At 39.6% G+C, this 13,688-nt stretch carries 11 protein-coding genes and 1 tRNA gene; 3 read left to right on the top strand and 9 right to left on the bottom strand.

The window, feature by feature from the left end:
* Positions 1 to 136: transposase (locus MUN53_RS18275; protein WP_245406149.1), on the top strand; the 136-nt coding region annotated here is incomplete at its 5' end.
* A 421-nt stretch (positions 137 to 557) separates the two neighbouring features.
* On the opposite strand, the gene MUN53_RS05760 is transcribed toward MUN53_RS18275, so the two are convergent.
* Positions 558 to 641, bottom strand: a tRNA-Leu gene (locus MUN53_RS05760).
* A 182-nt stretch (positions 642 to 823) separates the two neighbouring features.
* On the opposite strand from MUN53_RS05760, the gene MUN53_RS05755 reads away from it, so the two are divergent.
* A complete protein-coding gene (locus MUN53_RS05755) occupies positions 824 to 1,903 on the top strand; it encodes a mannose-1-phosphate guanylyltransferase (RefSeq protein WP_243323832.1) in 1,080 nt (359 codons plus the stop codon).
* A 194-nt stretch (positions 1,904 to 2,097) separates the two neighbouring features.
* On the top strand, positions 2,098 to 3,261 hold the full coding sequence (locus tag MUN53_RS05750) for an FN3 domain-containing metallophosphoesterase family protein (RefSeq protein WP_243323829.1): 1,164 nt from the start codon (positions 2,098 to 2,100) through the stop codon (positions 3,259 to 3,261).
* Positions 3,262 to 3,327: 66 nt separating this feature from the next.
* Here the strand turns inward: MUN53_RS05750 and MUN53_RS05745 are convergent, their stop codons facing one another.
* From MUN53_RS05745 to MUN53_RS05710, 8 genes are all read right to left on the bottom strand, one after another.
* The gene (locus tag MUN53_RS05745) at positions 3,328 to 4,554 is read right to left on the bottom strand and encodes an FtsX-like permease family protein (RefSeq protein WP_243323828.1); all 1,227 of its coding nucleotides are present in this window, start codon (positions 4,552 to 4,554) and stop codon (positions 3,328 to 3,330) included.
* Positions 4,555 to 4,563: 9 nt separating this feature from the next.
* Positions 4,564 to 4,899 (bottom strand): 30S ribosome-binding factor RbfA, encoded by a 336-nt coding sequence (gene rbfA / locus MUN53_RS05740; RefSeq protein ID WP_022456174.1) that lies wholly within the window; start codon positions 4,897 to 4,899, stop codon positions 4,564 to 4,566.
* Between the two features lie 79 nt (positions 4,900 to 4,978).
* The gene (locus MUN53_RS05735; protein WP_243323827.1) at positions 4,979 to 5,617 is read right to left on the bottom strand and encodes an O-methyltransferase; all 639 of its coding nucleotides are present in this window, start codon (positions 5,615 to 5,617) and stop codon (positions 4,979 to 4,981) included.
* A gap of 15 nt (positions 5,618 to 5,632) precedes the next feature.
* Entirely contained in the window at positions 5,633 to 7,090 is a 1,458-nt protein-coding gene (gene pyk, locus MUN53_RS05730; RefSeq protein ID WP_022456172.1) for a pyruvate kinase, read from the bottom strand.
* A gap of 32 nt (positions 7,091 to 7,122) precedes the next feature.
* A complete protein-coding gene (gene aroQ, locus MUN53_RS05725; RefSeq protein WP_243323826.1) occupies positions 7,123 to 7,545 on the bottom strand; it encodes a type II 3-dehydroquinate dehydratase in 423 nt (140 codons plus the stop codon).
* A gap of 200 nt (positions 7,546 to 7,745) precedes the next feature.
* Positions 7,746 to 8,615, bottom strand: coding sequence for an endonuclease/exonuclease/phosphatase family protein (locus tag MUN53_RS05720; protein ID WP_243323825.1), 870 nt, complete (start codon positions 8,613 to 8,615; stop codon positions 7,746 to 7,748).
* A 15-nt stretch (positions 8,616 to 8,630) separates the two neighbouring features.
* Positions 8,631 to 10,397 carry a RagB/SusD family nutrient uptake outer membrane protein gene (locus MUN53_RS05715; RefSeq protein WP_243323824.1) on the bottom strand — a complete coding sequence of 589 codons (1,767 nt, stop codon included), beginning with the start codon at positions 10,395 to 10,397 and terminating at the stop codon, positions 8,631 to 8,633.
* Between the two features lie 14 nt (positions 10,398 to 10,411).
* Positions 10,412 to 13,663, bottom strand: coding sequence for a SusC/RagA family TonB-linked outer membrane protein (locus MUN53_RS05710; protein WP_243323822.1), 3,252 nt, complete (start codon positions 13,661 to 13,663; stop codon positions 10,412 to 10,414).
* Between the last annotated feature and the right edge of the window lie 25 nt (positions 13,664 to 13,688).

Here is a 13,688-nt window from a genome sequence, read left to right as displayed (position 1 = left end):
AAACTTCTTCGACAAGCGGTCTACTAATGCTGCTTCTGAGTCCTTCAATGCTAAAATAAAGAACTTTCGTTCTCAGTTCAGAGGGGTGAAAGACAAAGCTTTCTTTCTCTTTAGACTTTGCAATATTTATGCTTAAATTTCTAATCCCTCATATTTTTACGTTGATCCGAAATTAGCTCCAAGCCACCAATAATTAAACTAGAAAGGATCTTTTCACCAGAACGATATGATGACTTTCTATACATTCCGTGATATCTGCGATAATATCCTCGCTTATTTATGCCACCGTTATACCCCATAAATCAGATCTGCTATATGTAGAAGCAAAGTTACGATGTTTTTCATGTATTTCAAGATATACATAGATTCTGCTGTATAATAAAGTCTCATATGGGATCATTGGTATCTTATTTTAACGGAACACTAATGATAATAAGATATATTTTTCATAGAATCTTATAAATCAAGATTCTTTTCCACTGGATAATTGGAAACAATCCTAAAAATAAAAAAGAGTTAAGTGCTGAATGTTCAGTTACTTGACTCTTTTTTCCTTGTACCCAGAGCCGGGATCGAACCGGCATGGAAGTGAATCCACTGGTGTTTGAGACCAGCGCGTCTACCAATTCCGCCATCTGGGCATTTGATCAACTTTTACTTTAATTGAGTAGCTTTGTTTCTCAATTGCGATGCAAAGGTAAGGCTTTTTTTTGAACCTGCAAATATTTCTCCGCTTTTTTTCAACTTTTTTTTTCTGGCAGGCTAAATCAAAGATTATTTCGTTAGATTTGTAGTGTGTATAACTTTCTAAGTCTATTAAACTATGACCAACAATTATTGTGTTATTATGGGCGGTGGTATTGGAAGTCGTTTCTGGCCGTTTAGTCGGGAAGCTTATCCAAAACAGTTCCTTGATTTTTTTGGAACTGGCCGTACTTTGCTGCAAATGACGTATGACCGTTTCGCGAAGATTATTCCGGCGGAAAATATATATATCGTAACAAATGAATTGTATGCAGACCTGATCAAGCAGCAATTGCCTGAACTGGATGCTCGTCAGATCTTGCTAGAACCAGCTCGTCGTAATACGGCTCCGTGTATTGCTTATGCGGCTTATCATATACGGGCTTTGAATCCAAATGCCAATATGGTTGTAGCTCCGTGTGATCATCTGATCTTAAAAGAAGAAGAGTTTTTGGATGATGTACGGAAAGGATTGGATTTTGTTGATGGTCAGGATATATTGTTAACTATGGGGATTCGTCCGAGTCGTCCGGAAACAGGTTATGGTTATATTCAAAGTTGTGACGAAGCAGAGAATCGATTTTCTAAAGTAAAGACCTTTACAGAAAAACCGAATTTGGATTTGGCCAAGGTCTTTTATGAAAGCGGAGAATTTTTCTGGAATTCGGGTATTTTCTTGTGGAATGTAAATGCCATTATTAATGCACTTCATAAATATTTGCCTGATGTTACGGCTCGCTTTGATTTAGGTTTGCCTGAATTCAATACGGCAGAAGAATGTACATTTATTACGCAGAATTTTCCATACTGCCCGAATATCTCTATTGATTATGCCGTTATGGAAAAAGCTGAAAATGTATATATGCTTTGTGTTGATTTTGGTTGGGCCGATTTAGGTACATGGGGATCATTGTATGATATTGCTCCAAAAGACAAAAATAATAACGCTCCATTAAAAGCTCAGACATTGTTGTATGAAAGTAGTGGTAATGTGATTGCTTTGGCCGATCCGGAACGAATGGCCGTTATTCAAGGTTTGAATGATTATATCATTGCCGAGTCGGGAAATGTTCTGCTGATTTGTAAACGTGAAGACGAACATCGTATCAAAGAGTTTATGGCAGATGCCCAAATGCTACATGGAAAAGAGTTCAGTTGAAAAATAGAGAGAGAGCGAAGTAAGAAGGTTTCTCAAATGAAACTAACGGGAATTAAAATTGAAACTCACGAGAATCCTTCTTGAAATTAACGACTTTCGGTACATACTTTATATATAATGGAATCCTATTTCTTGTATGGTTTCAGACAAGGAATAGGATTCTTTTCTTATAAAGAATTAAATGAAGAATCATTATGAAAACAAGATTTTATTGGTTAAGTATATTGATGTTGCTGGTAGCTTTGCCGGCTTGGTGTGATATAAAGATTTTACATGGACCTTATTTGCAGAACTTAGGAGAACAGGAAGCTACAATTGTTTGGATATCGGATAAACCATCGGTGGGGTGGTTGGAGATGGCTCCTGATGATGCTAGTCATTTTTATGCGAAAGAACGGAAGAAGATCTTTGATACTAGAATAGGAATCAAAGTAACGTCAACGATTCATGCTGTGAAAGTAACGGGTTTGCAACCGGGTACGCGGTATCGTTATCGTGTTTGTGTACAAGAAGTATTAGAACATGATGGACATAAGGTTATTTATGGATGTATGGTCTCGACGGATGTATATGGGAAAGAACCATTATCATTTATTACGAATGATATAAGTAAGCCGCAAGTCTCGTTTGCTATGGTCAATGATATTCATGGAAGGAATGATGCGTTGGAACAAATGATTAAACAGTGTGACCTGAAGAAAACGGATTTGTTTCTGTTTAATGGAGATATGGTATCGATAGCAGAAGACCAGGAGCAGCTGTTTGGTGGATTTATGGATAAATCAGTGGAATTGTTTGCCGGTTCGGTTCCGATGTATTATTGTCGGGGTAATCATGAAACGAGAGGACCTATGGCTCCTGAGTTTCAGCAATACTTTAATCCGAAAGAAGAAGAACTCTTTTATATGTTCCGTCAGGGACCTGTTTGCTTTGTTGTTCTGGATTGTGGTGAAGACAAACCTGATACGGATGTTGAATATTATGGAATAACAGCTTATGATGAATATAGAACAAAGCAGGCCGAATGGTTGAAAACGGTATTACATTCAGATTTGTATAAGCAGGCTCCATTTAAAGTTATCGTTTGCCATATGCCTCCTTTTGGTGGCTGGCATGGTGAGCTGGATATCGCGGAGAAGTTTATTCCTTTGTTGAATGAGGCAAATCCGGATGTCTATTTGTGTGCACATTTACATCGGACAATCCAAAAGAATGCTGGGGAAGATGGTGTACGTTTTCCGATCCTCGTTAATTCAAACAATTCATTGTTGAAGGCTGATGTGGATAATAAGAAGATGGATATTCGCATTTATGACCTTTCTGGTAAGGAGGTTGAGCATTTGTTGATTGAGAAATGAACAGAATAGTACTGGAATAGCACAGACTGGTAAACTTAATGGTGAAGCAAGTCTGTGCTGATCCTTCTATTTCCGAATCCACTTTCTTCCAAGGTATCGTACGGGATACCAGGCTGCCAGGAATCCGATAACTAATACAGTAATGAAGATCATGCAGATATCACCCGGCAAGACATGTACCGGATAAGCATCAATGATGAAGGCTCCTGCTGTATCTCCCAGTTGAATTAGTCCGTATTCTTGTTGTATGAGGCAAAGAATTAAGCCAACCAATATGCCAAAGATGGCACCAAAACCAGAAATCATCCAACCTTCGAATAAGAAAATCTGCTGGATTTGTGATTCGTTGGCTCCCATATTGCGAAGTGTTTGTACATCTTCTTTCTTTTCAATCATCAGCATGGATAAAGAACCTACTATGTTGAAAAGAGCAATTGCCAGGATGAAGCATAAAATCAGAAAGGTAATCCATTTCTCTACTTGCATCATCTTGAAGGATGCTTCTTGTTGTTCAAATCTGTTTTGGACAATATATCGGTCGCCCACACAGGCTTTTATCTGTTTTTCTACGGACTCTATTGAAACTCCTTCTTTGATTTTGAGTTCCAAAGCTGATATTTCATTCTCATAATGCAATAGCGACCGGGCCTGCTCAAGCGGTATCAGCATATAATAATCGTCGTATTGCTGCTGGTTTATCCGGAATACAGCCGAGATAAACGAATAGCCGATGTTGAATGAAGTAGCCGGATTGGCCATATTAACCTTTTGGTCTCGTTTGGGTACATAAATCTCAAGGGGCGAGATAAAACCTGCATTAATACCCAAATGAGATGCCAGTCCGATTCCTAAAATAGCATAATTGGCAACTTCATCAGATAGTTTGAATTCTCCGTCTATCAAGACGGAATCAATGTTGACTAATTGGGAAAAACGGTTGTCAACTCCTTTGATGACACCAACTTCCTGCCGTTCTTTGTATTTGATAAGTGCATTGTCTTGTAGAACTTCACTGGCAATGGCTACTTCCGGCATGTTACGGATCTGCCGGATGGTATCATTATCCGGATTGAATACTTTTCCATAGCGGGCAGTAATCTTCAGTTCAGGATCAAAATGACTGAACAACGAAGAAACCAAGTCGTTAAACCCATTATAAACCGATAGAGCACAGACGAGTGCGATGGTAGCAATCACGACACCACATACCGAAATCAATGAAATAACATTGATCGCGTTATGTGATTTCTTGGAGAAAAGATATCGGCGAGCTATGTAAAAAGGAAAATTCAATGCCTTATTTTATTTCTTCAACAGTTCGTCGATATGTTCGATATAATCCAATGAGTCGTCGATAAAGAACGTCAGTTCAGGAATGATACGTAGTTGCATACGAACCCGTTGTCCCAGATCATAACGGATTGCTTTGGTATTGGCACGTATAGCCTCCATCAGTTCTTTTCCTTTTTCAGACGGGAAGATGCTGAGGTACGCTTTTGCTACACTTAAATCCGGACTGATCCGAACGGCGCTTACTGAGATCAGTACGCCTGGCATGCCTTTAGCCTGCTTAAGGAAGATATCTCCCAATTCTTTTTGTAGCAGTCTTTCTATTTTACTGATTCTTGTACTTTCCATATTGTCTGTATTTATCTGAATTTAATTTGACAGGAGAAAGATAGTCAATTCCTGAGAATGTTGATGCTTCAGAAGTGGATTATTTCTTCCAGATCATGGTTAATCCATCCCGTAAAGGAAGAATGACTTTCTCTACCCGTTCGTCGGCCTTTATCTTGTCGTTGAAATCTAAGATACCGTGTGTTTGTTTGTCGGCAGCCGGTACATATTCATCTGTTACTTTTCCGTCCCAAAGCGTGTTGTCTGCCAAGATTAATCCTCCTGGACGTACCATAGGGAAGACCAAATCATAGTATTCGGAGTACAAACGCTTGTTGGCATCGATAAAGACCAAGTCGAAGGTCTCGTTTAATTGAGGGATAATGTCCATCGCATCTCCGTAGTGAACCTTTATCTTGTCTTTATGCGGTGACTGAGATACATATTTTTGGATGAAGTCTTCCATCTCATCATTGATCTCGATGGTATGGATGAGCGAACCTTCTTCCATGCCTTCTGCCATACACAAAGTGGCGTATGCTGTGTAAGTCCCTATTTCAAGGGCCCGTTTGGGGCGTAACATCCGGCAGAACATCTTTAGGATTCTACCTTGTAGATGACCTGACAGCATACGAGGACGAAGGAGGTTTACGTTTGCATCCCGGTTGAGGGCTGCCAGTAAAGCTCCTTCGTCATCTGAGTGCGACAGGATATAATCGTTGATATCGATCTTTTCCATGTCTTTACTTTCTTCTTATTCCTGGAAGGTAGGTAATGTATAGTTGCTGTTTGCATCTAATACTTTTCCTACATTGTTGATTTCAAGGAATGTTGTTCCGCCTCCTTCTCCAAAGCTACCACTTAAGTAGGCAACCATATTGTCGCGAGTAATACGTCCACTCTTGATCAATTGGTTCAAAGCGTCATAGAAATAACCGCGGCGACTGTCGTTCCAAGGCTGGTGAACGGCCCATACTCCGTATGAAAGAGACAACATACGCATGACACGTTCGCGATAACAGATAGCAAATACTGTAGATGTTCCACGGAATGCTGCCAGATAACGGGCTGTACGTCCGGTATGACTATCGGTGATGATGGCCTTGACATTTAGTTTGGATGACGATTTTACAGCTTGTTTAGCCAGGAAAGAAGTTACATCCAAGTCGTTTCCTTCAATAGGAACACGAATGTCATTAGCCGCCAACTTTGTTTTCTCTGCTTCACGGGCTACTTTGGTCATGGTCTGAACAGCCTCTACCGGATATTTTCCATATGCAGTCTCACCACTTAGCATCAAAGCATCTGTGCGATAATAAATGGCATTGGCGATATCCGTTACTTCTGCTCTTGTAGGACGCGGATTGTTGATCATTGAATGCAACATCTGAGTAGCTACGATCACCGGCTTCTTGACTTCCACACATTTGCGGATAAGGACACGTTGGATTCCAGGAATTTTCTCAGCCGCTACTTCGATACCTAAGTCTCCGCGAGCAATCATAATACCATAAGCTGCTTCCAGAATCTCATCGATGTTATCTACACCTTCCTGGTTTTCTATTTTAGCGATGATCTTGATCGGGCTATTATATTCGTCCAAGATATGCTGGATGTCTAATACATCCTGCTTGCTGCGGACAAAAGAGTGGGCAATAAAGTCCAAGTCGTTTTGAATAGCCCATAAAATATTCTTCCGGTCTTTTTCTGTTAAAGAAGGCAGATTGATACGGACACCCGGTACATTGACGCTCTTCCGGCATCCCATGGTTGCTTCATTCTGCACTTCACAAAGCAAATAGTCTTCTTGTTTTTCAAGAACCTTAAGCTCCAAATCTCCGTCGTCAATCAGGATGGTGCTTCCAACGGATAAGTCATGTACGAACCGAGGATAAGAAACATAGATATGATCACGGGTAGTAATTTCATTCGGATTACCGGAGATCTTTACCAAATCACCTGACTGGAATGAAATAGGTTCTTTATTTTCAGTAAGGGTTGTTCTGACTTCCGGGCCTTTGGTATCCATCAAAATACCAATTCGATTGGAAACGGCACGGACATTATTAACAACACGTGATAAACCTTCTGCATCCATGTGTGCTGTATTCAGGCGAACAACATTCATGCCTGCCTTATACAAAGCGTCGATAAACTCGACATCACAACGCTGGTCTGATACAGTAGCAACAATCTTTGTATGCTTTAACATATAATTAATGAGTTTGAATAATTTACTTCTTGTTATTTCCCGATAAACGACTCTAATGCCAACCGGTAAGATTCTAATCCAAATCCTATGACGATACCTTTGCAAGCAGCAGAAATCATGGATACATGACGAAAAGATTCACGGGCGTGAACATTGGAAATGTGAACCTCTATAACCGGAGTTGTAACTGCCTTGATAGCGTCGTGTAGGGCAATAGATGTATGCGTATAAGCTCCTGCATTTAAGATAATGCCATCGTAGCTGAAGCCAACTTCATGAATCTTATTGATCAATTCCCCTTCTACATTGCTTTGGTAATAGGCTATTTCGCATTGTGGATATTTCTCACGTAACTGCTTCAGATAATCTTCGAATGAATCATTGCCATATACGGTAGGTTCTCTTTTCCCCAGCAAATTTAAATTCGGGCCATTGATAATTAAGATCTTCTTCATACGCATTGATGTTATTGCTGTAATAGTTGGTATAAGGAAATATTACGGTACAAAGATACGCATTTTTCTTGGATTTGTTGTTAGGTTTTGGCGAAACAGTTAAGGAATGAGCTAAGTGCAAAGAAGTCTTTCATGGAAATGGAAATAATATCCATCCATGAAAGACTCTATCTAAACTTGATATTTTGTTTGTCACTCGTTTAAAATACAGCTTGGATCATTACAGGGAAATGATCAGAAGGGAAACGACCATATTGCATATCGTTCAGTACAGCATATTTCGTTACAGTTATTGGTTGCGTAACCCAAATATAATCGATTCGGTTTTTCATTGGAGCATCTAATTGGAAACTACTGAAAGTTCCATCTGTTCCATATCTAGGTGTTTCTGTTCGTGTATATGAATCAAGTAATAATCCATCGGCTGCTAAAGTTGTGATGGGCTCATCTGTTGGTACTGCATTAAAATCTCCTGTAGCGAAAATAATTGATTCTTCTCCAGTAATTTCACGGATCTTTTTTAATAACAAATGAGAAGATTCCCGACGTGCTACTTTCCCTTGATGATCATAATGTGAATTAAAGAAGAAAAAGATTTTTCCACTTACCTTATCTCTGAATTTTCCCCAAGAACAGATACGGTTACAGCAAATAGCATCCCAGCCTTTTCCTGGAATATCTGGCGTTTCAGAGAACCAGAAGTTTCCTTTATCCAATACTTCAAAGCGGTCTGTTTTGTAAAAGATGGCAGAGTGTTCTCCTGCTTCTTTTCCGTCATCGCGCCCAACTCCTATGTAAGCGTAATTCCCTAATTCCAAAATGTTATCTAACTGATGTTTGAAACCTTCTTGTGTGCCGAAAATATCGAAATCATGGAAGCGGATTAATCCTTTAACCATTTCTTTACGATTAGGCCAGGCATTAACTCCATCTTTAGGTGTATCCATTCGTAAGTTGAAGGTTGCAACATTTACTGTGCAGGATGATTTTTTTGCTTGTTGGGCCACTACGGCTGGCAAGGTTGCAAACCATACCAGCGCAGTGCATAAATATAGAACGATTCTTTTCATACTTGTTTATTTGATTTATTCCCAACCGGGATTTTGTTTCAGATTTTCATTTAAGTTGATTGCTGATTTGGGTATTGGATAATAATACTGACGTCCGTCTTCATACCATACTCGGGAAGGATCATTGTCATACCAAGTCAAATTACCAGAATTATTCCCTGTCAGACTTTGACGGGTAACGTCGCCTCCATCCACAGCAATAGGAGTACAAGAAGCTGGTAATCCAGTTGGCGTGTCTCCTTTATAGAAAATAACATCTGTTGTTCCATCATGATCCAAGTCTATTTGTTCATTCAATTTGGGAACATAGATTCCGGTCCATCTCATTGTCATTAAATCTCCACGTTTCCAGCGTAATAAATCGGTAAAGCGGAAACCTTCTAATGCCAGCTCAATGGAACGTTCACGACGTACTTCCAAAATGGTTGGATCTGATATACTGGGGAAATAGGTCTCTTGAATGTATTTATCTACTTTTGTTGGTTTTACTGTTAATCCGCCTGTAATTCCTGCACGAGAACGTAATACACCAATTGTATTAGCCCAGTCCGCATCGGTCAATGTCCCCATTTCAGCTTTGGCCTCAGCATAATTCAGTAATACTTCTGCATAACGGAATAGAGGGATCGCATTGGTATTCAATGCTCCTGCATCATAGTATGAATCATCTAGCGTATACTTGATTGGTTGATAGCCGGTATAGGAATATCCATTGAAATTGGGAGCCGCAGGTTTGCCATCTCGCATATAACCCGGCGTACGGATTGTTTGGGCCAAACGTTTATCTCGGTTCTGGCATTCATCATAGAACTCGATTTTTTCATGGTTTGGTTTGTCCGTGAACGGAGTTCCATCAGTCATTAAGAACAAATTGATAAATGAACGGATCATGCTGAAACGAGGTCCGTATGTTCCGGATGTCCACCACCAGTTTGCAGAACCTAAGACTCCTAAACCTTCATCAGCGACGCTTGCCAACATCACTTCAGAAGTGATAGGTGAATTACTTATGAATAAAGAACGGAAAGAAGCATCTTCTCCTGCTCCAGTATAAATGGAGAGTCCACTTTCCTGCATTACAGTTTCAGAGGCATTGGCTGCTTCTTGTAACCATTTATCAGCCGTATCAGTTAATCCTAATTCTGTATGATATTTACGGAACGTTCCTTCAAATAGGCAAATACGGGATTTGAGAGCGTAGGCAACCCATTTTGTTACAAGCGAACCGGTTTCATCACTGGTTCGGGTAATATGTTCACAAGCAAAGTTCAAGTCTTCTAAAACATGATCCATGACAACAGTACGTGAATCACGAGGTGCGTAAAGTAATTCGTCATCAACCGTTAATGTACGGTCAATCCATGGAACATCTCCGAAACGAACGACTTTTTCGTAATAAAAATAGGCTCGGAAGAAACGGGCTAAACCTATGTAATTGTTCCGAATGGATTCATCTACCGCATCATTAGTACAGTTCTCAATAAAATAATTGATATTACGAAGATCTGTCCAACTCCAACCCGAACTAACTTCAGGTGAATAAGCTCCGGCACGGATAAAGTCATCATAATTAGTTACGGCACCGTAATCACACATGGCATCTTGGCTATATCCGTCAGTTACAGAAGGTAACATATTATAGAAAGAATAGGAATAGGTCTCGAGACCTTTCTCATTGCTGAATACCGTTTCTTTATCGACAGATGCCTGTGGTATTTCGTCCATGGAACAAGCAGAAAGAAATAAACAGGCGGAAACAAAAGGAACTATAATATTTTTCATCTTTGTCTATTCAATTAAAAAGTTACAGAAACACCTAAACTAATACTTTTCATTTGTGGATAACTTTGTCCATCACCACTTCCTCCATCTGTCAAATCCGGGTCAGAACCGTAAATGTTGGTTACGTCTAAATCTCGTGTATGTTTATATAGAGGAGACCAGCACCATAGATTTTCAGCAGAAATGTAAATACGTGCATTCTGCATTTTAGCTTTAGAAACGATCTCTTGAGGTAACGTGTAACCAAACTGTAAATTCTTGAGTCGGATATAAGCAACATTTTGTAAATAACGAGTCTGTGTTGTTGATTTTAAAGAGGAATTATAACCTGCATAACGAGGTAAATAAGCGTCGGTATTATCCTCCGTCCAATAGTTACCTAAATGCCATTCTGGTAAATTGTTGTATGGACGGTTGTATTGTCCCCAGAAAATACATTCACTACTTGGATACCAATCTTGTTTTCCTACACCTTGGAAGAAGGCAGAAACGAAGAAGTTATTCCAGTCACCACTTAAATTCAAACTGTAAGAAAAACGAGGTAAACTGTTACCTATAACGGTTTTGTCGCCATGATCGCTTAAGGTATTATTTCCATAATCAATGACTCCATCTCCATTTAAGTCCTTGATCTTAACATCTCCTGGATAAGTAACGTGTTGAGAAGATGATTGGATCAAGGTTTGGTCAGCATGATTGTCAATTTCTTCTTGGCTTTGGAACAAGCCTTCGGTTACGTATCCCCAGATTTCACCTACTCGCTGCCCTGCATAATAGTCGGAGAGTTTTCCGTCTTTATTATTATAACGGTCAATGGTAGAGATATAATCGGATAAGGTCCCTCGAATTTCATAATTGAATGGTTTGCTGGCTAACTGGAATTGATCTCTCCAAGTTAATGTGATTTCCCAGCCTCGTGTTGTCATATCTGCGTAGTTTCCTTTAGGAGAACTAGCTCCGAATACATCTGGCAGGGTCTCTCCTACAGTGTACATATCGGTTGTCTTACGGATGTAATAGTCTCCTGAAAAGCGAAGTCTTCCGTTCAGAGAACCGAAATCGGCTCCGATGTCGGTTGTTGTTGCTGTTTCCCAAGTCAATCCATCTGGCATAACTCCAGGAGCACTGGTATATTTGTTCTTTAATCCATTTAATACACGTCCAGAGGTGTTGATACTGAGTAATTCAAGGTAGCTATACGGATCAACATTACCATTTCCTAAAGAACCATAGGAAGCACGGATCTTGACATCAGAAAGAACCTCTGGCTTGACATTCCAAAATTCTTCTTCTGATATACGCCAGCCTCCTGAAATAGATGGGAAGAATGCCCATTGTTGATCTGTCGGAAATTTGGAAGAACCATCATAACGGCCGTTAACTTCAACCAGATAACGATCTTTGAATGCATAGTTTAAACGGAAGAAACCACCGGCAATACGCCATCTGTTATATTCACCCGATGTGGTAATAGCATCACCTAATGCCATGTTTATATTTTCAGAGTCTTCTAGCAATAAGCCGTTTCTCAGAACTTTCAGTCCATCGTATGTTGACTGTTCATAATTATAACCAACCATGCCTTTGAAGTAATGAGCTTCGTTGAATGTATTTTCATAATCGGCATAGATGTTAGTTGCAATATAATTGGTACGTGTCTTGTATTCTTGTATATCATTATATTGCGTACTTAATTCGCGGGTTTCACCTTCGTATGTGCTATAGGGAACTGGTACACGACGCTGTGTTTGTCCGTAATCTGTATTACGGAAGGTGAAGTCTCCACGGACATGTAATTTATTTTCCAGGAAAGAGGCTGTAAAGCCTGTTGTATTTCTCAGAACACGATTATTTGTATCTAATCCATTCTTGCCGTAGATAAAGTCTCCAATAGTATAGGCGGCTGAGAATGTTAATGAACCGTCTGGATTAAAGATTGGAGAACTGGGATGTCCTTCATCTGCTATATTACGCCAAATAGAACCTCCTTCACCTACATTAATGGGGTTATGGTAATCCATATTAGAGAATTCCATATTATTTTCGATCTTTAACCAGTCGAATACTTGAACAGAACCTTTTGCACGCAGGTTCATTGTTTTATATTCATCGGTGTTGTACTTGAACAAACCATCGTATCCGTAAAAACGGCCTGAAACATAGTAATTCAATTTCCCATTGTTTCCACTGACTGACAGATTATGATCTTGGGCAAATGTGTTTTTCTTGTATAAAGCGTCATAGTAATCTTCATTACCATAATAAACATATTTACCGTTCGAGTCAATTTCCCATTCTTGGGTAATACCTTGTTCTTTTCGTTGACGGAAATTCTCAAGCCAGGACAATGAGAATTCCTGTGTCTTATTGATGTTTTTGGGATCTGCTGAATAATTGTTCCATGCATGATAGGCCTCGTAGAAATGACTGGCGTATTCATAACCATCTGTTACGAAATCCGGAACTGTTGTAGGCTGTTGTAAAGAGAAGTTGCCTGAATAGGTGATGGATGTTTTATCTTTGTTCGGTTCTTTTGTGGTAATTAATACTACACCAAATGTACCACGTGCACCATAAATAGCTGCAGAAGCCGCATCTTTCAGTACTGAAACACTGGCAATATCATTGGGGTTTAGTGTTGAGGGATCGCCTTCAACTCCGTCAATTAAAACCAAGGCATCTCCTCCTTGTCCGATAGAAGTAGTTCCACGTACGTTATAACTAGCAGTACGTGTCGGTTTACCATCAGTAATTTGTATGTTTAAGTTAGGAATAGAACCTTGTAAAGCTTGGGTAACGTTGGGTACAGAGCGATTATCGAATACTTCACTTGTAACTTGTTCTACTGCACCAGTTAAATTGACTTTCTTCTGTGTACCATAACCTACGACAACCAACTCGTCTAATGCCTGGGAGTCTTCTTTTAGTACAATATGTAATGTTTGGGCAGCATTGACTGCTATTTCTTGATCGGAGTACCCGATATAAGAGACGGTGAGTGTAGAATTTTTACGGATTTGGATAGAGAAGTTACCATCGAGGTCTGTAACAGTTCCATTTGTTGTTCCTTTTTCAACGATGTTGGCACCAATGACAGGAATACCTGCTTCATCAATTACTGTACCTGTTAGCATGTAAGTGTCACTTTGCTGAGTGATACTTGGGATCATGTTGGGAACAGAAGCATACAAGGACGGAATGCCTTGTAGAGTACTTGCAACACAAAGTAGTCCGGTTAATCGAACCATTTTACTTGAAAGATCCATTTTTGAAAATTTAGTTTAAAAATCT

The sequence above is a fragment of the Parabacteroides faecalis genome, assembly GCF_022809355.1.
Taxonomy (GTDB): Bacteria; Bacteroidota; Bacteroidia; order Bacteroidales; family Tannerellaceae; genus Parabacteroides; species Parabacteroides faecalis.
This window is presented reverse-complemented; position numbering and strand designations above follow the sequence as displayed.

What these genes read in the sequence shown, in the direction of transcription:
- MUN53_RS05755 (WP_243323832.1), top strand. Translation starts at nt 824, where the DNA reads ATGACCAACAATTATTGTGTTATTATGGGCGGTGGTATTGGAAGTCGT.
- MUN53_RS05720 (WP_243323825.1), bottom strand. Translation starts at nt 8,615, where the DNA reads ATGAAAAGAATCGTTCTATATTTATGCACTGCGCTGGTATGGTTTGCA.
- pyk (WP_022456172.1), bottom strand. Translation starts at nt 7,090, where the DNA reads ATGTTAAAGCATACAAAGATTGTTGCTACTGTATCAGACCAGCGTTGT.
- MUN53_RS05735 (WP_243323827.1), bottom strand. Translation starts at nt 5,617, where the DNA reads ATGGAAAAGATCGATATCAACGATTATATCCTGTCGCACTCAGATGAC.
- MUN53_RS05710 (WP_243323822.1), bottom strand. Translation starts at nt 13,663, where the DNA reads ATGGATCTTTCAAGTAAAATGGTTCGATTAACCGGACTACTTTGTGTT.
- MUN53_RS05750 (WP_243323829.1), top strand. Translation starts at nt 2,098, where the DNA reads ATGAAAACAAGATTTTATTGGTTAAGTATATTGATGTTGCTGGTAGCT.
- aroQ (WP_243323826.1), bottom strand. Translation starts at nt 7,545, where the DNA reads ATGAAGAAGATCTTAATTATCAATGGCCCGAATTTAAATTTGCTGGGG.
- rbfA (WP_022456174.1), bottom strand. Translation starts at nt 4,899, where the DNA reads ATGGAAAGTACAAGAATCAGTAAAATAGAAAGACTGCTACAAAAAGAA.
- MUN53_RS05715 (WP_243323824.1), bottom strand. Translation starts at nt 10,397, where the DNA reads ATGAAAAATATTATAGTTCCTTTTGTTTCCGCCTGTTTATTTCTTTCT.